The organism is Janthinobacterium sp. SUN120 (genome assembly GCF_030397735.1).
GTDB classification, from domain to species: domain Bacteria; phylum Pseudomonadota; class Gammaproteobacteria; order Burkholderiales; family Burkholderiaceae_D; genus Janthinobacterium; species Janthinobacterium kumbetense.
The window spans coordinates 242,325-265,408 of record NZ_JAPUBW010000001.1 but is presented as its reverse complement, the minus strand read 5'-3'; the positions used below and the strand labels follow the sequence as shown (position 1 = coordinate 265,408).

18 protein-coding genes and 1 tRNA gene are annotated in these 23,084 nt (G+C 62.1%); 12 read left to right on the top strand and 7 right to left on the bottom strand.

The features are described 5' to 3' along the window. Positions 1-11: 11 nt before the first annotated feature. Together O0879_RS01165 and O0879_RS01160 are read right to left on the bottom strand one after the other, a co-directional pair. Positions 12-1,679 (bottom strand): ShlB/FhaC/HecB family hemolysin secretion/activation protein, encoded by a 1,668-nt coding sequence (locus O0879_RS01165; RefSeq protein WP_289914282.1) that lies wholly within the window; start codon positions 1,677-1,679, stop codon positions 12-14. A 526-nt stretch (positions 1,680-2,205) separates the two neighbouring features. Beyond that, positions 2,206-4,473, bottom strand: a complete 2,268-nt coding sequence (locus O0879_RS01160) for a carboxy terminal-processing peptidase (RefSeq protein ID WP_289914281.1) — start codon at positions 4,471-4,473, stop codon at positions 2,206-2,208. 521 nt (positions 4,474-4,994) lie between these two features. Here O0879_RS01160 and O0879_RS01155 point away from each other — a divergent pair. Both O0879_RS01155 and O0879_RS01150 read left to right on the top strand, forming a co-directional pair. Further along, positions 4,995-6,965 carry a methyl-accepting chemotaxis protein gene (locus O0879_RS01155; protein ID WP_289914280.1) on the top strand — a complete coding sequence of 657 codons (1,971 nt, stop codon included), beginning with the start codon at positions 4,995-4,997 and terminating at the stop codon, positions 6,963-6,965. Between the two features lie 51 nt (positions 6,966-7,016). Next, on the top strand, positions 7,017-7,289 hold the full coding sequence (locus O0879_RS01150) for a DUF2007 domain-containing protein (RefSeq protein WP_070256715.1): 273 nt from the start codon (positions 7,017-7,019) through the stop codon (positions 7,287-7,289). A 126-nt stretch (positions 7,290-7,415) separates the two neighbouring features. Here the strand turns inward: O0879_RS01150 and O0879_RS01145 are convergent, their stop codons facing one another. Continuing rightward, positions 7,416-7,964, bottom strand: coding sequence for a thymidine kinase (locus O0879_RS01145; protein ID WP_099667472.1), 549 nt, complete (start codon positions 7,962-7,964; stop codon positions 7,416-7,418). A gap of 305 nt (positions 7,965-8,269) precedes the next feature. Here O0879_RS01145 and O0879_RS01140 point away from each other — a divergent pair, with 305 nt between their 5' ends. Continuing rightward, positions 8,270-9,649: a cystathionine beta-synthase gene (locus O0879_RS01140; RefSeq protein WP_289916127.1), complete on the top strand. Its 1,380-nt coding sequence runs from the start codon at positions 8,270-8,272 to the stop codon at positions 9,647-9,649. Then, a complete protein-coding gene (locus O0879_RS01135; RefSeq protein ID WP_289914279.1) occupies positions 9,646-10,827 on the top strand; it encodes a PLP-dependent aspartate aminotransferase family protein in 1,182 nt (393 codons plus the stop codon). The genes O0879_RS01140 and O0879_RS01135 overlap by 4 nt, the downstream gene beginning before the upstream one ends. 12 nt (positions 10,828-10,839) lie before the next feature. Here O0879_RS01135 and O0879_RS01130 read toward each other — a convergent pair whose 3' ends face one another. Beyond that, positions 10,840-13,038, bottom strand: coding sequence for an acylase (locus tag O0879_RS01130; protein WP_289914278.1), 2,199 nt, complete (start codon positions 13,036-13,038; stop codon positions 10,840-10,842). Between the two features lie 14 nt (positions 13,039-13,052). Further along, positions 13,053-13,889, bottom strand: coding sequence for a hypothetical protein (locus tag O0879_RS01125; protein ID WP_251348259.1), 837 nt, complete (start codon positions 13,887-13,889; stop codon positions 13,053-13,055). A gap of 227 nt (positions 13,890-14,116) precedes the next feature. Between O0879_RS01125 and O0879_RS01120 the strand changes: the two genes are divergently transcribed. The 3 genes from O0879_RS01120 (at position 14,117) to O0879_RS01110 (ending at position 15,921) form a co-directional block, all read left to right on the top strand. Then, positions 14,117-14,809 carry a hypothetical protein gene (locus O0879_RS01120; protein ID WP_251348258.1) on the top strand — a complete coding sequence of 231 codons (693 nt, stop codon included), beginning with the start codon at positions 14,117-14,119 and terminating at the stop codon, positions 14,807-14,809. Between the two features lie 36 nt (positions 14,810-14,845). Then, a complete protein-coding gene (locus tag O0879_RS01115) occupies positions 14,846-15,292 on the top strand; it encodes a DUF2939 domain-containing protein (protein WP_289914277.1) in 447 nt (148 codons plus the stop codon). A gap of 125 nt (positions 15,293-15,417) precedes the next feature. Further along, positions 15,418-15,921 carry a DUF2939 domain-containing protein gene (locus O0879_RS01110; RefSeq protein ID WP_180278753.1) on the top strand — a complete coding sequence of 168 codons (504 nt, stop codon included), beginning with the start codon at positions 15,418-15,420 and terminating at the stop codon, positions 15,919-15,921. 30 nt (positions 15,922-15,951) lie between these two features. Here O0879_RS01110 and O0879_RS01105 read toward each other — a convergent pair whose 3' ends face one another. After that, positions 15,952-17,289 carry a polysaccharide deacetylase family protein gene (locus tag O0879_RS01105; protein WP_289914276.1) on the bottom strand — a complete coding sequence of 446 codons (1,338 nt, stop codon included), beginning with the start codon at positions 17,287-17,289 and terminating at the stop codon, positions 15,952-15,954. 267 nt (positions 17,290-17,556) lie between these two features. Here O0879_RS01105 and O0879_RS01100 point away from each other — a divergent pair, with 267 nt between their 5' ends. From O0879_RS01100 to O0879_RS01085, 4 genes are all read left to right on the top strand, one after another. Beyond that, positions 17,557-17,769, top strand: a complete 213-nt coding sequence (locus tag O0879_RS01100; RefSeq protein ID WP_010399127.1) for a hypothetical protein — start codon at positions 17,557-17,559, stop codon at positions 17,767-17,769. An 11-nt stretch (positions 17,770-17,780) separates the two neighbouring features. Beyond that, positions 17,781-18,176 (top strand): nuclear transport factor 2 family protein, encoded by a 396-nt coding sequence (locus O0879_RS01095; protein WP_289910535.1) that lies wholly within the window; start codon positions 17,781-17,783, stop codon positions 18,174-18,176. 400 nt (positions 18,177-18,576) lie between these two features. Then, positions 18,577-20,874, top strand: coding sequence for a TonB-dependent receptor (locus tag O0879_RS01090; RefSeq protein ID WP_289916126.1), 2,298 nt, complete (start codon positions 18,577-18,579; stop codon positions 20,872-20,874). Between the two features lie 102 nt (positions 20,875-20,976). Then, positions 20,977-21,063, top strand: a tRNA-Leu gene (locus O0879_RS01085). A gap of 174 nt (positions 21,064-21,237) precedes the next feature. Here O0879_RS01085 and O0879_RS01080 read toward each other — a convergent pair. Further along, positions 21,238-21,873: a hypothetical protein gene (locus tag O0879_RS01080; protein ID WP_289914275.1), complete on the bottom strand. Its 636-nt coding sequence runs from the start codon at positions 21,871-21,873 to the stop codon at positions 21,238-21,240. Between O0879_RS01080 and O0879_RS01075 the strand changes: the two genes are divergently transcribed. Further along, positions 21,863-23,077 carry a contractile injection system protein, VgrG/Pvc8 family gene (locus O0879_RS01075; protein ID WP_289914274.1) on the top strand — a complete coding sequence of 405 codons (1,215 nt, stop codon included), beginning with the start codon at positions 21,863-21,865 and terminating at the stop codon, positions 23,075-23,077. The genes O0879_RS01080 and O0879_RS01075 overlap by 11 nt on opposite strands. Positions 23,078-23,084 lie beyond the last annotated feature (7 nt).

The following is a 23,084-nucleotide window of genomic DNA, read 5'->3' as shown; positions in this document are numbered from 1 at the left end:
TGTATTAATATTTAAAAGTACTTGACGGCTTGCAACCAGAAGCGGCCTGCCGCATCCGGTGCCGAGGTCGCCTTGGCATTGCCCAGCTTGTGCGCGTAATACGCCTTCAGCACGAGCGCGTTGGCGCCCGTCCACGTCACGCCCACGCCCGCGCCGCTCAGGGTGCGGCGGTTCTCGCCGGCGCTCCAGGCATCGCGGTTCAGCTTGACGGTACCCGTGTCGGCAAACGCCAGCACTTGCAGCTGGCCGGGAAAGGCCGTGAACGCCGTCACGTTCTGACGCAGTTCCACATTCAGCACATAGCCCTGGTCGCCATACGCCTCGCCGCCCGGATAGGCGCGCACGCCGCCCACGCCGCCGATGCCCATCTTTTCCGACACATCGAGGTTTTTCGACGCCGCCTGGCCGCTGACGGTGCCGAACAGGCTCGTCTCGCCGCCCAGGCTTTGCACGCGCGCGCCATTAAAGGCCAGCTTGTTGAAGTGGCCGTTGCTGTTCACCGTCGCGCGGTCGAGCGCCAAGGTTGCCGGCGTCCCGATATCGATCTTGCCCGTGGTAAAGGTCAGCGAATACGTACTGGCGCCGCCACCGCCCCAGCCATCCTTGCTGTCGCCATTCAGATTCAGCATCCACACCTTGGCCTTCTTGTCGTTGACGCTGCCCGTCGACTCCGTGCGGTCCTGGAAGGTCTTGTCGTCATAGCTGACCTGTGCATACAGGTTGTTGCTGCGCGAACGGATCAACGGATAACTGCCGTAGGCGCTGGCGATCTTCGCCGTGCCCTTGGCGTCGAGCACGGCAAATTCCTTGCCCAGCTTGTAGTCCATATAGGTGTAGGCGCCGCCCAGGCGCAGCAAGCCCGCCTGCCCCTGGTAGGCCAGGCGGCCATAGTTCAGGCCGTCGGCCGAGGTGAACGCGCGCACGGTGGCCACGTCGCCGATGCCGGCCAGTTCATTGATGTTCAGGGTGGCGCCGATGCGGTTGCGGCCCGTGTAGCGGTTGCCCTGGTTGTCCAGGTCGATGCTGCCGTTGAAGCGCGAGCCCGGCTGCACGTCGACGATCAGGTCGGACGCCCCCAGCGAGGCGCCCGGCGCCAGCGTCGAGCTGACCTGCACGCCCGGCAAATCCGACAGCAACAGCAAGCGGCGCTCCAGCGGCGCCGTGGCGATCGCCTGCCCGTCCAGGCCCGCCAGCACGGTGCCGGCCAGGCCGTCGGACAGATTGCTCTGGTTGCGCAGTTGCACCTGGCCATACTGGCCTGGCAACACGCTGATCGTGACGACGCCATCCTTGATATCTTGCGCGGGCAGATAGGCTTGCGCGAGGAAATAGCCGCGGTTCTGGTAATAGCTGGCAATGTTGGACGCCATGGCGCGCAGCTCGCCCAGGGTCAGCTCGCTGCCCGGAGTAAATCCCGAGGCGGCCACCAGTTCGCTCTCGGTGAAGACTGGCGGCGCCGCGATCTGCAGGCGCTGCACGGCGATGCGCGTCGTGTCGCCCACCGTAGTGGCGGGTACATTGCCCTGCTGCACGCGGATGGCGGGCGGCGCTTTCGGCAGCGAGGGCGCCACGGGAATCTGCTGCAGCTGGCTGCCCGCACCGGGGGGATCAACGGCCCAGGCGGTCTGTATCAGCGCCAGCAAGGGCAGCAGGGTCAGGGGAAGAAGTTTACAACGCAAGATAAGCCTCTCGGTCGCCGCTGGCGGCATGACGGAATGAATAAAGAAGGAAAAAGCATGCGGTGCCGGCATCGGGCGCTATGCATCAGGCGCAGGCAGCCATGGGACGGCGCACTGCGTGGCGGATAACGCGCTTTGCTGCCGCGCTAGACCGCGCTGCCATTACAGAAAGCCAAAGAAAATTTCTTTGTGGGAATATAACAAGAATGGAAAATGTATAACGGAGCAAATCTGAGCGATTCCCGACAAATTCAGTCGGGATTAAACGCTTGCAGCGGCATGCGAAGGGCGGACTTGAGGGAACGCGGCGGGCGCCACGCAAAAAGCAAGGCAAAAAAAAGCCCGCTGCGGGAGCGGGCTGAATCTATTTTCTTGGAGGAGAATAGAGGAGACGAGTGCATTATGCTGCGTCGCGGCATATCAATCCAATTGATTGTTGGAATGATAGAAATACGCCAGACAGATAACTGATGGCACAAAAAAAGCCGGCTCCGCAAGGAACCGGCCTCTTCCGCGACCACAAGCCTTATTTCGCTGCCGTCACCGGCGTCGCCTTGCCGTCCGCGCCATATGGCAAGACCTTCGACGCCATGCGGCTATCGGCCTTGATCAGCGCCACTTCGTCGGCCAGGATGCGCGCTGCTTCGTTCAGCAGCACGTCCTTGGCGCTCTTCGCGGCCGTTTCAGCGTCCAGTTCGGCACTCAGCGCCCGTTCGTCACCCTGCAAGCCGTCGTCCGTGCGCAAGGCGCCCTTCACGGCGGCGATCTGCTTGGCCGTCTTGTTGGCCGCTTTCGCGCCCTTCAGCACGTCTTTCGGATCCGGAATCACCACCAGGTCGTCGGCAGGGTTCGAAATCTGCGCGATCAGGCGTTTTTCACGGGCCTTGGCGCGCGCTTCCTGGGCATCGCGCTCCTTGCGGCGCACGGTTTCATTGAGCGAAATCTGATTTTCCTTGCGCTGCTTGACGACGAGAGCTATGTCATCGAGCAAGTACTGGAAATCCTTGTCCTTGGCCACGCGCGCATCATGCTTCTTGTCCAGCAGCGGCACGATCTCCTTCAGGTCGCCCGTCGGTATGTAGGGCGCCGGCTTGATCGCGACCCATGGCAGGGCATTGTCATAGCTCGACTCGCCAAAGTTTTCCGCGTCCGACATGGCTGGCAGCTTGATGTCTGGCGTGACGCCGCGCAACTGCGTGGTGCCGCCATTGATGCGGAAGAACTGGGCGATGGTCATTTTCAGTTCGCCGAAACGGGCTTTCTCGCTGCCGCCGAAACGGTCGAGGTTGAACAAGGTCTGCACCGTGCCCTTGCCGAAGCTGCCTTCGCCGATGATGACGCCACGGCCATAGTCCTGCACGGCGGCGGCGAAAATCTCGGAAGCGGAAGCCGAGCCGCGGTTGATGAGCACGCCCATCGGGCCGTCCCAGGCCAGGCCCGCATTCGTATCGCTTTCCACTTCGACCTTGCCTTCGGCATTGCGCTGCATCACGACAGGGCCCTTGTCGATGAACAGGCCCGTCAGTTCGACGGCTTCGTTCAGCGAACCGCCGCCGTTGTTGCGCAAGTCGATCAGGACGTTGTCGACCTTGTCTTTCTTCAACTCGGCCAGCAAGCGGCTGACGTCGCGTGTGGCGCTTTTGAAGTCCTTGTCGCCGCGGCGGCGCGCTTCGAAGTCCTGGTAGAACGTCGGCAGGGAAATGACGCCGATGCGGCGCTTGACGCCGTTGTCGCGCACTTCGATGATCGATTTCTTCGCCGCCTGCTCTTCCATGCTGATTTTCTTGCGCACCAGCGGCAAGACCACGTGCTTGGCGTCCGGGCCGGCGTCGGCCGGCAGGATGTCGAGGCGCACCACGGAATCCTTGGCGCCGCGGATCAGCTGCACCACGTCGTCGATGCGCATGCCCAGCACTTCGGTGATGGGGCCGCTTTCGCCCTGCCCCACGCCGACGATGCGGTCGCCCACTTTCAGCTTGCCCGATAGGCCGGCCGGGCTGCCCGGCACGACTTCGCGCACCACCGTGTATTCGTCGCGCGTCTGCAGCACGGCGCCGATGCCTTCGAGCGACAGCCGCATGGCGATGTCGAAGTTGTCCGACGCGCGCGGGCCCAGGTAATTGGTATGCGGCTCGATCGACATGGCGTACGAATTCATGAAAATCTGGAACACGTCTTCGCTGTTGAGCTTGCGCGAACGGGTCGTGTAGCTTTCATAGCGCTTGTCCAGGGTCTCGCGGATGGCCTTGTCTTCCTTGCCCGCCAGTTTCAGGCGCAGCCAGTCGTTCTTGACGCGCTTGCGCCACAGGTCGCGCACTTCCTCGTCATTCTTCGGCCAGGCAGCCTTTTCGCGATCGAGCTGGTAGCTCTCGTCGGCCGTGAAGTCGAACTTGGTTTTCAGCAATTCACGCGCATACGCCATGCGCTCGTCGAAACGCTGCTGGTACAGGTTGTAGATGGCAAACGGCGCCGTCAAGTCTTCATTGATGATGGCGTCATCGAGCTTGGTGCGTAGCGGTGCGAAACGGTCGACGTCGGCTTGCACGAAAAACAGTTTTTCCGCGTCCAGGGACTTGAAGTAGCGATCGAAGATTTTCTCCGACATGGCGTCGTCGAGCGGCATGGCCTTGTAATGGACGCGTGTCAATACGCGCGATGCCCACAAGGCGGCCTGCGTTTGCTGGGCCAGCGGCTTCATGGGTGGCGGAGGAGCGGCGCTCTTGTCCGTCTGGGCTGCGCCAGCGTGGGCTGACAGGGCAAGCACCAGGGTGACCAGCATCATTTGCTTCTTCATCGGCTTCTCCGAAAATTAGTTGAATCAATTCCAGGCGGCGCAGATAGGCATGCGCCAGCCAGCAAGACAGTAAGGGGAATACACGACTGGTCTGCATATTATTCTACAGGATACGGCCTGGCAGTCTCCCATGGAATATCAGTTTCTTCCTGGAAGCTTAAACGCGGATTAAAGGCAGCGTGTCATTCATTACAAAGTGAAACATTCGTGACAAAAATCGCATCATCCGCCAGTGACTAACAGAAACATTCATTACTGAAACCAAAAAAGTCAATAGCCAGTCTTTGCAATCCTTGATGCAGATGATGTTTTTACGCAAAAGGAATGATTCCTGCGGGAAACACTTAGTAACAAAACACAAGCAACATGCTATCATCGCGCCCTGAAATTCAGCTTGCCTGTGCGCGGCCCGACAGCCGGCGCGCCTCCGTTTCAAGCGCATTCCCCACCAGATCCCCTCCCCGCGTGTCATGTCATGACCAGGAATGGCCGAGCTGATTACCCTTTGCCAGACTCACACTATGCCTACAATTTCCTTCTCCCCCCGCCACTGGAGTGTCGGCGGCAAGATTACCGTCTTCACGTTTGCGCTGGTCAGCCTGATCCTCGCCAGCCTGACGACCCTGATCAGCATCCGCACCTCCAATGCCCTGGAACAGCGCGCCGAAGCGGCCGTCACCAGCGAACTCAATAGCGTCATGACGACCACGGAAGTATTTCATACCGCCATGGTCAACGAGGCGGCCAGCTTTGCCCGCCTGTTCGCGGCCGAATTTCCCGGCCCGTTCTCGGTCGATACGGGCGCCATGGTGGCCGTGGCCGGCAAGGCCACGCCGGCCCTGGCCAACGGCAACAGGGTGCTCAACCTCGACACGTCCCTGGTCGACCGCTACACGGCCCAGACGGGCGTGATCGCCACCATCTTCGCCGCCAACGGCGATGAATTCGTGCGCATCAGCACTTCGCTGAAAAAACAGGATGGCGAACGGGCCGTCGGCACCCAGCTCGACCACAACCATCCCAGCTATGCGCCGCTGCGCGCCGGCCAGCGCTTCGTTGGCATGGCAACCCTGTTTGGCAAGCAATACATCACCCAATATGACCCCGTGCGCGATGCGGGCGGCAAGGTGGTGGGCGTGCTGTTCATCGGCCTCGATATCAGCAAGAATCTGGCCATGCTGAAAGAAAAGATTCGCCAGGTCAAGATCGGCCAGACGGGCTATATCTATATCGTCGACACGGCGCCAGGCGCCAATTACGGCCACCTGGTGCTGCACCCGAACAGTGAAGGCAAGAGCGCGCTCGAGTTCAAGGCCAGCGACGGCCGATTGTTCATCCAGGAAATGCTGGCGCAAAAGGATGGCGCCATGCGCTACACGTGGACGGCGCCGGGCGAAACGAGTGCCAGCGCGCGCGAAAAGCAGCTGTTTTACCGTCAATTCAAGGATTGGCAATGGATCATCGCGGGCGGCACGTTCACGGACGAAATCACCCTGGAAGCACGCCAGATGCGCAACCAGCTGGCCATTTCCGGCTTCGTCGCCCTGCTCGTCTTCGCCCTGCTGCTGTACTGGCTGGTGCGCACCCTCGTGTCGCGCCCGCTGGCCGCCGCCGAAACGGCCGCCGCGCAAATCGCCGCCGGCGACCTGACGGTGCACCTCGATACCAGCAGCCTGGACGAAATCGGCCGCCTGCTGCTCGCCATGAACCGCATCAGCGACAACCTGTCGCAAGTGGTCAGCAATGTACGCGGCAGCGCCGGGCAAATCGCCACGGCGTCCGGTGAAATCGCCAGCGGCAACCTGGATTTGTCGAGCCGCACGGAACAGCAAGCCAGCTCGCTGGAAGAAACGGCCGCCTCGATGGAAGAACTGAGCTCCACCGTGCGCCAGAACGTTGATCACGCACAACAGGCAAGCCGACTGGCGCATGACTCGTCCAGCCTGGCAGCGGAAGGCGGCGCGGCCGTGGCGCAGGTGGCCAGCACCATGGACGCCATCCGCAGCTCGTCGGGCAAGATCGCCGACATCATCGGCGTCATCGACGGCATCGCCTTCCAGACGAATATCCTGGCCTTGAACGCGGCCGTGGAAGCGGCGCGCGCCGGTGAACAGGGACGGGGCTTTGCCGTCGTCGCCACGGAAGTGCGCACCCTGGCGCAGCGCTCGACGGCAGCGGCGAAAGACATCAAGGATTTGATCCAGGCGTCCGCCAGCACGGTGGACCTGGGCCATGCGCAAGTGAGCCAGGCCAGCGCCACCATGGACACGGTGGTGGCCAGCGTGCAGCAAGTGAGCACCATCATGGCCGAAATCGCCCAGGCGAGCGAAGAGCAGCGCAGCGGCATCGAGCAAGTCAACCAGGCCATCGCCCAGATGGACCAGGTGACCCAGCAGAACGCGGCCCTGGTGGAAGAAGCGGCCGCGGCGGCCGACGCCTTGCAGGAGCAGGCGCAGGAACTGAACCAGGTGGTGGGCGTGTTCAAGCTGTAAGGACTAGCCCGGTGCTAAGATGGGGATGAATCTACCTTGCCAGGAGGCACAATGCATGACGACTACGTTTTAATTGCCCGGCTGATGATCCCCACGGATGCGCACGTCATCCGCGGCTGCCTGGCCGCCGCCGGCATCGACGTGCTGCTGACGGATGACCAGCACATGCAGGCCGACATGCTGCTGGCGGCCGCCATCGGCGGCGCCCGCGTGCTGGTGCGCGAACACGACGTGGCGCGCGCGAATGACATCCTTGCCGCCTTCGAGCGGGGCGACCTGGCGCTGGCGGACGATGCCGATGTAGGCGCGCCTGTCGCCGAATAAGAACACCTGTCAAAACCTACTGCGCGTCGTAATTTGCGGTCTGCGATGCTCACTGTACCTTCGTACAGTTGCGCTTCTCAACCACAACTTCCTTCCGCTCGCTACGGTTTTGCTAGGCGTTGTAAATCAGGCATAGAAACAGCGCCCGCACGCCTGGCGGTAACTCTCGTTGCCGCCAATACTGATCTGCTCGCCTTCCTTGATGCGACGGCCCTGCTCATCCACGCGGATGTTCATCGTGGCTTTCTTGCCGCAAGTGCAGATATTCTTCAATTCCTCGATATCGTCGGCCAGCGCCAGCAGATAGGCCGAGCCGGGGAACGGTTCGCCCTTGAAATCCGTGCGCAAGCCATAGCAGATGACGGGCACGCCCTTCACTTGCGCCAACTGGTGCAATTGTTGCACTTGTGCCGTGCTGAGAAATTGCGCTTCGTCAACCAGCAGACAAGCGACCTGGGGAATTGCGTCGAGGAAATTCGTGTCGGCATGGAAGATATCGACCTGGCGCTGCGGGCCCAGGCGCGAAGTGACCCTTCCCACGCCGTAGCGGCTGTCGATGGCGGCCGTGTACAGGCGCACCTGCTGGCCCTGCTCTTCATAGTTGTGCGCGACCTGCAACAAGGCCGTCGACTTGCCCGCGTTCATCGCGGAATACCGGAAATAAAGTTTTGCCACTGCCGCCTGCCCTGTTCGTCTGGTTTTCAGGATACTGTTTAGTTCCTTTTCGAGGCGTGATTATAAATCGCAATGGCGGGCTTGCGGCAGCTTAATAGTCGTGCCGTTGGCGCGGCAAGCGGGCTAAAAACGGCGCATACTCGAAGCGCGCACGCCACAAGCGATATGCGAAAGCCGCATATGCAAGCATGCAAACATTCGTTCGCCGCACCCGTGCACCCGCCTACACTGCGCGGCACGGAAGGCGGCTCGGGACACAATCCGGAGCGGCTGTTTCTCTGACAGGAGCCACCATGAATGATCGAATGCCATCCCCATCCCAGCCGCCAGCGCTATACAAGCTGATCGGCAACACCCCACTGGTCGAAGTGACCAGGCTCGACACGGGCCTGTGCCAGCTGTTCCTGAAACTGGAATCGCAAAATCCCGGCGGTTCCATCAAGGACCGCATCGGCCTGTCCATCATCGAAGCGGCCGAAGCCGACGGCCTCCTGCAGCCGGGCGGCACCATCGTCGAGGCGACGGCCGGCAATACCGGCATCGGCCTGGCGCTGGTGGGCCGCATCAAGGGCTACCGCGTGATTCTCGTCGTGCCCGACAAGATGTCGACGGAAAAAGTACTGCACCTGAAAGCCTTGGGCGCCGAAGTGCACACCACGCGCTCGGACGTGGGCAAGGGCCATCCCGAGTACTACCAGGATTACGCGGCGCGCCTGGCGCGCGAACTGCCGGGCGCCTTCTTTGCCGACCAGTTCAACAATCCCGCCAATCCGCTGGCCCACGAAACGACGACGGCGCCCGAAATCTGGGAGCAAAGCGGCCATGACGTGGACGCCATCGTCGTCGGCGTCGGCTCCTCCGGCACCCTGACGGGCCTGACGCGCTACTTCCGCAAGGCGCAGCCGAAGCTGGAATTCGTGCTGGCCGACCCGCAAGGCTCCATCCTCACCGAATACATCGACACGGGCAAGGTATCGGACACGAGCGGCTCGTGGGCCGTCGAAGGCATCGGCGAAGATTTCATTCCCTCGATTGCCGACATGGACAGCGTCACCAAGGCCTACACCATCAGCGACCAGGAAAGCTTTGATTCCGCGCGCGCCCTGCTGCTGGCCGAAGGCATTTTAGGGGGCTCGTCGACGGGCACCCTGCTGGCCGCCGCGCTCAAGTACTGCCGCGAACAGACCACGCCCAAACGCGTCGTCACCTTCGTGTGCGACACGGGGACGCGCTACCTGTCGAAGGTCTACAACGACGGCTGGATGCGCGACCAGGGCCTGTTGCAGCGCGCCTTGTCCGGCGACTTGCGCGACCTGATCGGACGCCGCTACGACGAGGGCGACGTGGTCAGCGTGGCGCCGGGCGACACCCTGCTCACGGCCTTCAACCGCATGCGCGCCAGCGACCTGGCGCAGCTGCCCGTCATCGACGGCGGCCAGCTGGTCGGCATTATCGACGAATCGGACTTGCTGCTGCACGTTTCCAGTGACGCCGCGCATTTTGCGGGTCTGGTGGGCGCCACCATGACGACGCAGATCGAAACCCTGGCGCCGTCAAGCGGCTTGCCCGCCCTGCGCGCCACCCTGGACCGGGGCTTGACGGCCGTCGTCGCCGACGACAGCGCCTTCTATGGCCTGATCACCCGCTTCGACCTTCTCAACCACTTACGCAGGACACTATCTTGAGCCAACAAACGCCCCGCAAGAGCCGCCTCGCCACCCGCGTCATCCACGCCGGCCAGTCGCCCGACCCGTCGACGGGCGCCATCATGCCACCCATTTACGCCACCTCCACCTTCGTGCAGGACAGCCCCGGCGTGCACAAGGGCCTGGACTACGGCCGCTCGCACAACCCCACGCGCTGGGCGCTGGAGCGCTGCGTGGCCGACCTGGAAGGCGGCAGCGCAGCTTTCGCCTTCGCCTCGGGCCTGGCCGCCATCTCGTCCGTGCTGGAATTGCTGGACGCGGGCAGCCACATCGTCGCCGGCGACGACATGTACGGCGGCACCTACCGTTTATTCGAGCGCGTGCGCCGCCGCTCGGCCGGTCATGAATTCACGTATGTCGACCTGACGAATCCCGAGAACCTGCTGGCCGCGCTGCGCCCGGAAACGAAGATGGTATGGGTGGAAACGCCCACCAACCCGATGCTGAAACTGGCGGATTTGCGCGCCATTGCCGATATCTGCCGCGAACGGGGCATCATCGCCGTGGCCGACAACACGTTTGCCAGCCCGCTGGTGCAACGCCCCCTGGAACACGGCTTCGACATCGTCGTGCACTCGACCACCAAGTATTTGAACGGCCACTCGGACATCATCGGCGGCATCGCCATCGTCGGCGCGGAAGAACGCCAGGCGGAATGGCGCGAGCAGCTGGGCTTTTTGCAAAACTCCGTGGGGGCGATTGCCGGGCCGTTCGACAGCTTTTTGGCCCTGCGCGGCGTGAAAACCCTGGCCATCCGCATGCAGCGCCATTGCGAAAGCGCCCTGGCCCTGGCGCAGTGGCTGGAACAGCAAAAGGAAGTGCGCAAGGTGTTTTATCCGGGCCTGGCCTCGCACCCGCAGCATGCGCTGGCGCAGCGCCAGATGGATGGCTTCGGCGGCATCATCTCGATCGACCTCGATACGGATCTGGCGGGCGCGCGGCGCTTCCTCGAACGCTGCGAGGTATTCGCCCTGGCCGAAAGCCTGGGCGGTGTGGAAAGCCTGATCGAGCACCCTGCCCTGATGACGCATGCCAGCATCCCGGCCGGGCAGCGGGCCAGGCTGGGCATCGGCGATGGCTTGATCCGCCTGTCGGTGGGGATCGAGGATATCGAGGATTTGCGCCATGACCTGCGCACGGCGCTCGACGCGATTTGATACGCCCGGCGGCTATTTTCCGGGGTGGTACCTGCGCTCCAGGTGCTTCGCCACGTCCTCGGGATAAAACAGCACATCCTTGAATTCGCCGCGCGCATACATGGCCGCCTGGTCCCGGAAGTGCGGCGACTTCGGGTCGCCGCTCTGGCCACCGGCGAGGATGCTTTTCGCCTTGATGCGGGGACCGAATTCCACGGCCGCCACAAAGCTGTTGCCACGCTCGCCGTAGATCCTGCGCGTGGTGCTCTTGCTGCTCTGTCCATACGCGGCCAGCGCACCCCAGTTGCCCGACGCGTAAGGCACGGGCAGGCTGGCTTGCGCATCGTCAAACGGCTGCACGATATCGCCCGTCAGGCGCTGGAAGCGGTTGATCTCGCCCCACGGCGTTTGCCAGTTGCCGAAATCGCGCTGCAGTTTATCGGCCGCCGTCGCCAGTGCAGCCAGGCGCTGCGCCGCCGTGACCTTGTCCGTCGCCAGAAAATCGACAACGGGCACGCCCTGCTCGCGCGCCTGTTTTCCTGCCAGCTCGGCCAGCTCCTGGCCCCAGAACACGGCCAGCGAGGTGGCAGTGGAGTCCAGCGCATAGCGCCAGTCCCAGGCCCGCAGCAAGGCCACCTTGTCGGCCAGCGCCAGCTTGTGCGCGTCGCCCGCCGGCAGCGCATCGTATGCCGCGAACAGGGGCGGCAACAGCGCTTCGAAGGCCGTCAGTTCGCTGTCGTAGGAGGCGGCGATCAGCTTGTCGAGCGTGAAATCCTTCCGGTTCTGGAAAACCTTGACGGCATGCAGGCCGCGCGCGTTTTCGCCGTACACGGACATGTAGGCGGGATAGTCGCTCTGGCGCGGGCTGTGGGCGCCAGCCGCCGAATACGGCCAGTTGTTCGTATTCTGGATCCAGCCATTCTTCGGATTGAACAGGGTGATGGTTTGCGCCACCGTGTGCAGCCCTTTCCATTCCGTGGCCGGGTCGCTGCCGTCAACGGGCTGCTTCCAGTTGAAGCGCGGGTCGCGCACGGGGATGAAATTGCCGTGAAAGTAGGCGATATTGCCATCCGCATCCGCATACACCGTATTGTTCGACGAATTCGTGCGCAATTCCATCGTTTGATAAAACGCAGCATAATCGCGCGCCTTGGTGCGCGTGTACGACTGCATCAAAGCCTTCAACGGTTCATGCATCAGGCGCACGGCCACCCATTTACCATCCTGCGCGCGCACGATGGGGCCGTGGTGGCTGTAGTGGACGGTGATGGTTTTCGATGCCATGCCGCCGTCGGCCAGTTTGTAGGGCAAGGTGATGGGCACGGTTTTCAAGGGGCGCAAGCCGCCGTCATAGCGGTAGCACCAGGCGCCGTCCTTGTCGACGATGCTTTCCAGGTATTCGTCGATGACGTCGCCGCCGCCCGAGGTATGCATCCAGCCCAGGCGCTCGTTAAAACCCTGGTAGACGAAGAACTGGCCCCAGGTGACGGCGCCATACGCGTTCAAACCTTCGCCGCTGGTGACCTGCACCTCGGGACGGAAGTAGAACGAGGTGTGCGGGTTGATCATCAAGAGCGCATGGCCATTTTTGGTGATGGCCGGCGCGATGGCGAAACCGTTCGAGCCGCTGGGCTCGGGGTCCAACCCGGTCTCGATGCTGGCCAGCGCCACGGCGGCAGGACTGGCCTGCTGGCCGTAAAACGCTTCGAGCTGCGCCAGGTTGATCGATTCGATATCGCCGCCGATGCTGCCCTCGCTGAAGCTCAAGGCCATCCATGGCTCGAAATGCGCGATCAGCCGCGGTTTGACCTGCGGATGCGTGGCCAGGTAAAAATTCAGGCCATCGGCAAAGGCGTCCATCAACTTGCGCAGCCACGCCGGGCTGGCGCGGTACTGCGCCTGCAGCTCAAGCGGGTCGATGAAGAGCTTCATGCGCAGGTCGCGGTACAGCTCCCGTTCGCCCTCCACTTCCGCCAGGCGCCCCATGGCGTTGATGTAATTGAGTTCCACGCGGGGGAAATCGTCCTCGGCCTGCGCATACATCAGGCCAAACACGGCATCCGCATCCGTCTTGCCCGTCACATGGGGCACGCCCCAGGTGTCGCGCGCGATGCTGACATTGGCCGCCTGCGCCTGCCAGCGGGCCATGTCCTTGACAGAAACAGCGGGTGCGGCCAGCACGGGAATACTGGCGACAGCAACTGAGGCAAACAGGGCACTGCTATGTAACATGCCAAAACTCCAGATCAGGATGCGTCAATCAGGGCCGCGATGCGCTGGTTCAACTCCACATTTTCCGCCTGCAGCTGCGCCACCTTCTGTTTCAGGCTGGCGATCTCGCCGCGCAGGCGTTCCGTTTCGGACGGCGCCTGGGCCGCGTTCTCCGCCCACGGCTCGTTGCCCGTTTCCGGCGTGTCCTGCGATACATGCACCTTCGGCTCGCGCGGCGTGCGCGTGGCGGCGCGCTGTTCGCGGATTTCCTTGGCCGCCTGGCGCAGCAGTTTTTTACCGCCGGCGACGGCCGCCACCTGTTCTTCCGGCGGCAGGGATGCCACGGTGGCCGCCGCATTGATCGAGATCGTGCCCGAACGGACGGCTTCCACCAGTTCCGGCGACGCCGCCTTCTGGATCTTCTCGATCTGGCTGATCTGGTTGCTGCTCAATCTCGCCGCCTTGGCCACCTCTTCGCGCGTGCTCATGGGTGCCTTCGGCGCGTTTTCGCCTTCCGGCGCATCCTGGGCGCTGACGGGTGCCGGGCTGCGCGCGGCGACGATTTCCTTCTTGCGCAGGGCCAGCACGCCGCGCTGGAAGTCCGATACACTGCGGCGCGCCAGGTGATTGTCGATCATCCACAGCATGACGTCGTCGAGCGAAGTAAAGCTGGTGTTCTGGATGGTCTTGAATTCGATGCCGTGCTGGCGGCAGATGGCGTAGCGGTTATGCCCGTCGATCAGCACGTCGTTCCACAGCACCAGCGCATCGCGGCAGCCTTCGGCCAGCAGGCTGCGCTCGAGTGCCGCGTACTCGCTGGCGGTGAGCGGGTCGATATACGACTGCAGCACCTGATTGATAGTGATATTCATGGTTGTCCTCAATATTGCGGCGCGATGGTCCGCGCCGGCACGAATGCTACACCATCCGCCGCCCATGCAGCTGATCGAGGTCCGCCATCGTCCGTCACAATGGAAAAAAGCGCATTTTCCCTTTCTTTCATAGGCAACTGAACTTATCATTTGGCAATATTTAGCTACCCTTCCCCTTAATCGCGCCGGCTTGTGCATGAGCGTGCCCAAGACAAACAAGGAAATCAATGAAAAAGTTATACCGCGTCGCCATCGCTGCGCTGCTACTCAGCGGATGTGCCACCATGGAAGTCCGCGAGACGACCCGCACGATGGAGCGCATCGGCCATGATCCGCAACTGAACATCGTTTCAAAGGTCACTGCTGGTGAAGCGCTATTGTCCACATTCCAATACACAAGCAAAACGGGCTATCAGATCTACGATGGACGCGCCGTGTCCATCGGCGGCGGCCGCGTTGCCGTCATCGAGGGCGACTTCCTGTACCGCGCCGATATTGAAGGCAAGCCCGCTTACTGCACCGAACGCCAGGTCTTCAACATGCTGCTGCCCGGGATGACCAGGAATGCCTGTTTTGCCGACCGCAACAATGATGGCCTGCTGGACCAGGTGATGGTCGCCAGCGATCTGATGTGGTGGCACGAAGATGTCAACCCCGGCATCAAATTCGGCCCGGGAGTGGAAACCGCGCCTATCGACAGGTCCATCAATTCGCAGTTGCTATATCAGGGCTACAGCAATCACACCTTGCGCATTGCCTACAGAGAATATGCAGGCGACCTGGCACGGCCGTCGTTTTCGCAAGACTTGTCGTTTGAGATCACCAGTTTTCCCGCGGAAGTCACCTTCCGGAAAATCCGGATCCAGATACGCAGCGCAGGAAATCAAGGTTTGGAATACCAGATCCTTGGCGGCTATTGACCCCCGCGTGCAAGCTGCGACCCAACGAGCCATAGCATGAAAAGAAAGTACGCCACCGCACTCATTTTTGCCGTCGCCGCCATCGGCTTCACCTGGGTCAGCCCCTATATCGCCATGTACCGCATCAGCATCGCGGCGAAATCCGTGCGCCTGGAAAACCTGGCGCAGCAGGCCGACCTGCCCGCCGTGCGCGCCAGCGTGGCGCGCCAGCTGCGGGCAGCCGGCGAAACAGCCAATGAGGACGATTTCAAGGAAATGCTCGACGCCATCGTCTCGCCGCCCGGCATCACGGTATTGATCCTGCATGGCAAGCACGGAGCGGACGGCAAGCGCCACGACTTCGGCATGGCGTACCGTTCGTGGAACGAAGTGGTGCTGCGGCGCAGCGGCGCCGGGCCCGCCGCCAGCCAGTTTTTGCTGCGCCGCCATGGCATCTGGGACTGGAAACTGACGGACATCACCTTGCCGCCGGAATTACTTTAAAGAAACTTGATCTAAAACAACACTTACTTAAACCTCTATATTGATTTTGGGAAATATTATGTAGAATGCCAACACTTCAGGCGCACCGGGTCGCCAGGCATCCGAGAGATCGCACGATGAAAAGAATGATGCTTCTCGCTGTAGTGGCACTGGTCGCGCTGGCCGGCGTCTTCTATGGCAGCCCGTATTTCACCATGAATAAGATTCGCACGGCAACGATGGACGAGGATACCCAGGCCCTCGCTGCGCATATCGACCTGCCCCAGCTGCGCGGCAGCCTCGGGCAACAACTGCACACCCTGTTTTCGGCGCCCGAAGTGGCCGACGACATCAGTCCCGACGTCATCGACCCCTTGCTCGATACCATGCTGATGCCCGAAGGCATCGTCGCCTTGATGAAGCTCAATGACCGCTACGAAAAACCGCTCGCCAAGGTCAGCGACATCAGCGGCCGCAAGCGCAATACCAAGCCCGACTACAAACTGCGCTACACCTCCTGGGACAGCGTCGTGGTGCAGCGCGCCCACAGCAAAAGCCATATCGGCGAACTGACCCTGGCGCGCGACGGCCTGTGGCACTGGAAGCTGGTGTCGGTGGCCCTGCCGAAGAACTTGCTGGCCGACGCCTGAGGCGCCGGCGCAATTCTGCTCCCGAGGCGATCAGCGCCGGTCCGTCACCCTGCCCGTCGTATCGGCAAACCAGCGGCTATGCGACACCACTTGCAGCGCGCCGGCAGCCACTTGCCCCGCCAGCCATGCCAGCAATTCATCGATGACCGCATACGAGGTCTGGTAGTCGGACGTTGGCGTCCTGACGATATCGTGGCCGTTGACAAACACAAAGCTGTCGTCGCCCACCGCCGTCTGGATCGCCGCCTGGACTTGCGCAAAGCTGGCGTCGTTTGTCAGGTTGACCGTGGAAGTGTTGAGGATGTAGGCATCCTTGTCGTTGCCAGTGAAAAACATCTGGTCAAAGCCGCGCTCGGCCGTATAGCCGGCGCCGCGCGCCGACAGGAAACCGGCGGCGCGCATGGCGTTGATGGCCGTATTCGTCCACAGCGATTCGACCCACGCATGGTGCGATGGCCCATCGCCGCCGATACCGGCGGCGCGCATCTTGTCCCGCCCCACCTGCAGCGCAGTGACGTACTGGGCCGAACCCTGTACCGCCACATTGTCGTGCACGCTCTGGTGCAAGGTAAAGTCGAACAGGCGCGACGGATCGTCGAAGCGCGCCTTCATGCGCTCAGCCGACATGTAATCGGGCTGCCCCAGCAGGGAGGTGACGATGGCAAACGAGGCCGGCAAATCATAGTATTTCAGCCGCTCCATCAGATACGTATCCCAGGAGGCATAACCATCGTCAAAGGACAAGATGACGGTGGGCAATTTACGCTTCGGCAACGCCGCAAGCATGCCCAGCCAGATGGTTTCCGGCTGCGTCGTGGCGGCGGTCAGCTGCACGGTAAATTTCCCGCGCGACAGGTTTTGTGCCGTGGGCGTGCCCTCGCTATCGAGCGGCGTGGCCAGCTTGGGCACCCACCACTCATTGTTGACGAACATCAAGGTGTCGGCGGCGGCGGAACCGCCGTAATGCAAGGCATTCAGGAAGCCGGACCAGAAACTGCTGTAATCGCTGTTGCCCAGGTAAATCATGCCCCCCGTCTGCATGATGGCGGCATTCGTCGAGCGCAGCGCGAAGGAAAAGCGTTGCAAGTCCCAGTTGAACGGGATGCGCGGCTGGCCCTTGCCGGCAGCGCCTGTCGTGCCCACTTTCACGACGGTACCTGCAGGCAAGCCGGCTGGCAGGTCGATGCGCAAGGAGGGGTAGCCATCCTTGAACGACACGGCGGCATCGAGCGACACCATGCAACCCGACGTCACATCGCTGTCCCAAAAGGACAGATCGTGCGTGGGCATGAATTCCAGCGGCGTATTGGTGACTGGCGGCGGGGGCATGGAAAAGCGGGGCGGGGCGTCAGGGTACTGGCTGGACATGGTGCGGCTTTCAAAAGTAGTGCGCGCGGCGCCGGCGGAACAAACGCAGCACGGCAGAAAAGGATCAATCAACATTGCCTTGCCAAGCTTTTTCGCCAGGAGTGCTTGTCAACTATATCACTTGATTGCCATTATGCAAATAAATAATGACGCCCGGTCATGCCTTCCGCGGCGGCCATGGCGCAGCCCGCGCGCCAGGCCGGCACGGCATCGCCCAAGCCTGCGCGGCACTGCTATCATCGAGCTTTGATTTCCATCGGAGGCTCCATGTCAGACCTGGTACAACACGCACTGGCCCACGCGGGCAAACCGGCCACCACGCCCTGGGTGGTGACCCTGATCAGCGGTGAAAAACTCACCGGCCCCATTTCCCCGCTCAGCGACGGCTGCTACGCCATCGGTCTGGGGCAAATCAAGTATTTTTCCAGCGATAAGGTCGCCTGCCTGAATGTGTCGGGCGCGGGCGCGTTTCCCATCTGAAGACCTTGGCAATGGACCACGCGCAGGATCAGACGCAGGACGGCGCACGCCTGGCGGCGCAGCTGCAGGCGCTGGAAGCGGCGCTGCAAAGCCGGGCCGTGCGCGCCGACAGCGCCAGGCTGGCAGCGCTGCTAGCCGACGAGTTCGTCGAATTCGGCAGCTCGGGCAAGCTCTGGACACGCGCCGCGACCCTGGCGGACTTGCCGGCAGAAGATTTTTGTCCGCGCAGCATCAGCGATTTTCAAGCCCGCCTGCTGGCCGACGATGTGGCCTTGGTGACCTACCGCTCGCAACGCCACGCCAGCGGCGCCCTGCCCGCCAGCGCCAGCTTGCGCAGTTCGCTGTGGAAGTGGCGCGATGGCCGCTGGCAAATGATTTTTCACCAGGGCACGCCCATTCCCGGCTGATCCGCACACGGGGATGGCCCCCACCGCCACTATCCCCTGTCGCGCAGCAACAACACGCCCCTGCCGAAAAAAATCCGCGGCAGCTGTTGTATTTCCAGTGTCCGGGCGCGGGCCGCGCGGCCACAGCCCTCCCTCTGTTTGCGTTTCCGCAGGAAACCACCATCGCCACGCCAGGCCACTTTGCGCTCGCGCAAGCCTGCCGGCACTCCACTATGCACCCGCCCAATATTGACGACAAATACGATTTTATTCGCGTATTCAGTCGAAAAACATATGAATGAGCAGGCCTGAAAAATGGCATGAATACCAAAACTTTCCGTGCTAGCATGATTTTTCGTCCAACTGGCCAGCGCCAGCTTGCAGCGCCCCAACAACCTTCACCGACAGGAGCCGTTTCATGATGACACCGCATGCCAGCACACGCGCCAGCACAATACGCCACACCCTGATTGCCCTGGCAATCACTGCCGCCTTCCCCCTGCAGGCGATGGCGCAGGACAGCGTCCCGCCGCCAGCCACCGACGCGCCTGCCGCTCCGGTGGCGCAAGCCGGTCCTGGCCAGCTGGAAACGGTGATCGTGACGGCGCAGCGGCGCGCGGAAAACATCAAGGACGTACCCATGTCCATCGCTACCCTGAAGGGCGACAAGCTCGACACCCTGACGGCCGGCGGCGCCGACATCCGCTTCCTCAACAGCCGTTCGCCCAGCGTCTCCGTCGAATCGGATTACGGCCGCACCTTTCCCCGTTTCTACATTCGCGGCCTGGGCAATACCGACTTCGACCTGAATGCCTCGCAACCGGTGGGCCTGGTGATGGACGACGTGGTGCAGGAAAACGCCATGTTGAAAGGTTTTCCCGTGTTTGACGTGGATCAGGTCGAGGTACTGCGCGGCCCGCAAGGCACCTTGTTCGGCCGCAACTCGCCGGCCGGCGTGATCAAGTTCGATTCCGCCAAGCCCGTCTTCAAGACGGAAGGCTACCTGAGCGGCGGTTTCGGCAAGGATGGCATGAAGAACCTGGAAGGCGCCTTCAACGTGCCCGTCAGCGACACGGTGGCCCTGCGCTTTTCCGGCCAGACGCAGCGCCGCGACGACCGCGTGCACAACCCGCGCCCCACCGGCACGCGCGACTTCGAAGGCTATGAAGACAGCGCCGCCCGCCTGCAGGTACTGGTCAAGCCCACGCGCGACTTCACCGCCCTGTTCAACGTGCATGCGCGTAACCTCGACGGCACAGCCACTTTGTTCCGCGCCAACATCCTGAAACAGGGCACCAACGACCTGGTCGACAACTTCGATTACAACTCCTACCCGACCGACGGCATCAACCGCCAGCACCTGAAAACCAAGGGCGGCAGCATGCGCCTGAAATGGGACTTGCCCGGCGTCACCCTGCATTCGATCACCGGCTACGAAAAACTCGATTTCTTCAGCCGCGCCGACGTCGACGGCGGCTATGGCGCCGTGTACGCCCCGCCGATGGGCCCCGGCTTCATCCCCTTCGTCGTGGAAACGGCCGACGTGATCCCCAACCACAAGCAGATTTCGCAGGAATTCCGCGCCGAATCGTCTGCCCGCGGCCCGCTGCAATGGATAGGCGGCTTGTTCTACTTCAAGGAAGATATCCAGATCGACAGCATCAGCTTTGACAGCCTGGCACCCGGCAATCCGCAAAACAGCGCCTACGCCACGCAAAACCAGAGTTCGAAGTCGTACGCGGCCTTCGGCTCGCTCAACTACACGGTCTCGGACGCCCTGAAGCTGCGCGCCGGCCTGCGCTACACGAGCGACAAGAAGGATTTCTCGGCCAAGCGCGTGGAAGCGACCACGGCCGGCCCCTTCAACTTGCACGACACCTCGCACAACGTCAGCTGGGACTTGAGCGGCACCTATGTGCTCACGCCGGAAACCAATGCCTACGCGCGTATCGCCACCGGCTACCGCGCGCCGTCGATGCAGGGCCGCCTGAACGGCCTGGCCGACCGCCCTTCGTTTGCGGGCGCCGAGAAAGCGCTGTCCGTCGAGGCGGGCATCAAGCAGGACCTGTTCGACAAGCGCGCACGCCTGAGCGTGGCCGTGTTCCAGTACCGCGTCAAGGACAAGCAACTGACGGCCGGCAGCGGCGCCGTCAACATGAACCAGCTGATCAACGCCGACAAGGCCACCGGCCGCGGCGTGGAACTGGATTTCCAGGCGAATCTCAGCGATTCGCTCAGCATGACCCTGGGCGGCAGCTACAACCACACGGAAATCCAGGACAAGAAACTGTTCGTCCTCAGTTGCGGCAATGCGCAAAACAACCCGGCCAGCGGCTGCACCGTCACCGATCCCGTCGGTCCGTTCAAGGGCACGGCCTACATCGACGGCAACCCGCTGCCCCGCGCGCCGGAGTGGCAGACCAACTTCACCCTGAAATACAGCATACCCCTCGCCAATGGCGAGTTCTACGCCTACACGGATTGGGCTTACCGCACCAGCTACAACTTCTTCCTGTATGAAGCGAAGGAATACAAGGCCAAGGAACTGCTGGAAGGCGGCTTGCGCGTCGGCTACAAATGGGACAAATACGAAATCTCCGCGTACGGCCGCAACATCACCAACCAGATCCAGTCGCTGGGCGCCATCGATTTTGACAACCTGACGGGCATCATCAACGAACCGCGCACGTATGGGGTGCAGTTCAAGGCGACGTTCTGACGGCAGGCAGATAAAACCATGCTGTCCGGCGCAAACCGGACAGCCTGGCTCAGGCACAAGATGGCATTATGGGCATCACCTGTGCTAGAATCTCGCCGCGCTGCCCGGATGGTGAAACTGGTAGACACTGGAGACTTAAAATCTCCCGCCTGTAAGGGCGTGCCGGTTCGATTCCGGCTCCGGGCACCAGCGCACAGAATTCAGAAACATCAAAAAAGCCATTAAACCCAATACAATCAACGGGTTAGTGGCTTTTTTTACGTCCCGACATTTCCCTTGATACAGATTAAACCCGACAAAAACCAGTAGCGATTACGCCAGATTTACGCCTTGATCGCGCCTCAACGAGAGGGATGCATGGCTTCACTCAGGAAACGGGTTGGCGGCTGGCGGGCGGAGATCGCCATCCTCGGCACATGGGAATCTAAAACATTCAGCACCTAGGCCGAAGCTGCGGCCTGGGCGTCGGAACGCAAAACCGAAATCCGGCGCGGCGCCGACAGTGGCATTGTCGCCGGGAAAAGCTGCGGCGACGCATTCGACCGATACCTGGAAGAAGTCTCCATCCACAAGCGCGGCGAGCGCTGGGAAAGGCTGCGCCTCAACGCCATCGGCGAAGTGCTCATTGGCGGCCAGAAAATCAAAGACATCAAACTGGCCAACGTGACACATGAACTGCTCGGCGCCCGGCACGATCAGCGCATGACCGGGGAAAGCAAGGTCAGTGGCGCCACCGTGAATCGCGAGCTGAACTTGCTTTCCCACGTTTTTACGACTGTGCGCAGGGAATGGAAATGGTTTGCGGCCAGTCCGACCAGCGACGTGCGCCGTCCCAAGCCTGCCTCCTCGCGCGGACGCATTCCTACCGAGGATGAAATCGAGCGCCTGTGCAACGCACTTGGCTTTGCCGACGAGCCTGTGACGACCAAGAGCCAGGCCGTGGCGGCCGCCTATCCCCGCCTTCAAGGTCAGCATCGAGGACAAGGATTTGACGGCCATCGTCTCGCCGCGGCTGATCAATTTGACGTTGACCCTGTGCCGTGGCGACGAGAGCGACCAGCTCGATATCTCGCTTGATGACAGCGACGGCAAGCTGGCCCTGCCGCCGCGCGGCGCGCAGATCGCCCTGGCGCTGGGCTGGCAAGCCACCGGCCTGGTGGATATGGGCAAGTTCACCGTAGACGAGGTGGAGCACAGCGGTGCGCCCGATACCATCACCCTGCGCGCAAGGTCGGCCAACCTGATCGACACGTTTAAACAGCAGCAGGAACACAGCTTTCACAAGACTACCCTGGGCGCCATCATTGAGGCGATTGCCTTCCGCAACGAGCTGGCGTCGGGCGTATCGGCGCGCCTTCGCGACACCTCCATCGAGCACATCGACCAGACCCACGAAAGCGATGCGGCCTTCCTGCGCCGGCTGGGCAGGAAATACCACGCGGTGGCCACCGTCAAAAACGATACCCTGCTCTTCATCCCCATCAACCAGAGCCGCACCGCCAGCGGCAAGGCGTTGCCCGTCATTCCCATCACGCGCGCCCTGAGCGATGGCCACCGCTATCACAGCGCCGAAAGCGATGCCTACACGGGCGTGCGCGCCTTCTGGCACGACGAGCTCTACGCGCGCCGCCGCAGCGTGGTGGCCGGCGTGCCGGGCAACAGCAAGCGCCTGCGTACCACCTTCGCCAACGAGACGGACGCGCGCGCGGCGGCTGTCGCCGAATGGCAGCGCATCCTGCGCGGCCTGGCCACCTTTGAAATGAGCCTGGCCCTGGGCAACCCGGCCGTGTTCCCGCAATCGCCAGTGACCGTGACAGGCTTCAAGCCCGAGACCGACGCCACCGAATGGCTATCGGTCAAGGTCACGCACAGCCTGGGCGGCAGCGGCTTTACCACGCGGGTGGAATTTGAGACGAAAACGGAAGCGGTCGAGGCAGAACGCGAGGACGAGAAAGACCCGGACGAGGGCATAACGGGTGTGGTGGCCAAGTGGAAGGACGTGGCTGCGAAGAAGAAAAAGGCGGGGCAAGAAATGGCCGGGAGCAAGGCCAAGCTCAAGACGCTGGAGCATCTTTACAAGAGCAAGCAGGCCGCCAAGCGGGCGGCGCTGCATGCGTGGAGGCATATTGAAGAAGTGCGGGACATCATTCAGGAAAACAGCGACGAACGTCAGAAATCAAAATCAACAATTCCCAAGGTTTGAACAATGC

Excerpts from the sequence above, each read along its gene's own strand:
- O0879_RS01160 (WP_289914281.1), bottom strand. The coding sequence starts at position 4,473 with ATGAAGAAGCAAATGATGCTGGTCACCCTGGTGCTTGCCCTGTCAGCC.
- O0879_RS01155 (WP_289914280.1), top strand. The coding sequence starts at position 4,995 with ATGCCTACAATTTCCTTCTCCCCCCGCCACTGGAGTGTCGGCGGCAAG.
- O0879_RS01150 (WP_070256715.1), top strand. The coding sequence starts at position 7,017 with ATGCATGACGACTACGTTTTAATTGCCCGGCTGATGATCCCCACGGAT.
- O0879_RS01140 (WP_289916127.1), top strand. The coding sequence starts at position 8,270 with ATGCCATCCCCATCCCAGCCGCCAGCGCTATACAAGCTGATCGGCAAC.
- O0879_RS01130 (WP_289914278.1), bottom strand. The coding sequence starts at position 13,038 with ATGTTACATAGCAGTGCCCTGTTTGCCTCAGTTGCTGTCGCCAGTATT.
- O0879_RS01125 (WP_251348259.1), bottom strand. The coding sequence starts at position 13,889 with ATGAATATCACTATCAATCAGGTGCTGCAGTCGTATATCGACCCGCTC.
- O0879_RS01120 (WP_251348258.1), top strand. The coding sequence starts at position 14,117 with ATGAAAAAGTTATACCGCGTCGCCATCGCTGCGCTGCTACTCAGCGGA.
- O0879_RS01115 (WP_289914277.1), top strand. The coding sequence starts at position 14,846 with ATGAAAAGAAAGTACGCCACCGCACTCATTTTTGCCGTCGCCGCCATC.
- O0879_RS01110 (WP_180278753.1), top strand. The coding sequence starts at position 15,418 with ATGATGCTTCTCGCTGTAGTGGCACTGGTCGCGCTGGCCGGCGTCTTC.
- O0879_RS01105 (WP_289914276.1), bottom strand. The coding sequence starts at position 17,289 with ATGTCCAGCCAGTACCCTGACGCCCCGCCCCGCTTTTCCATGCCCCCG.
- O0879_RS01100 (WP_010399127.1), top strand. The coding sequence starts at position 17,557 with ATGTCAGACCTGGTACAACACGCACTGGCCCACGCGGGCAAACCGGCC.
- O0879_RS01095 (WP_289910535.1), top strand. The coding sequence starts at position 17,781 with ATGGACCACGCGCAGGATCAGACGCAGGACGGCGCACGCCTGGCGGCG.
- O0879_RS01090 (WP_289916126.1), top strand. The coding sequence starts at position 18,577 with ATGACACCGCATGCCAGCACACGCGCCAGCACAATACGCCACACCCTG.
- O0879_RS01080 (WP_289914275.1), bottom strand. The coding sequence starts at position 21,873 with ATGGCCGTCAAATCCTTGTCCTCGATGCTGACCTTGAAGGCGGGGATA.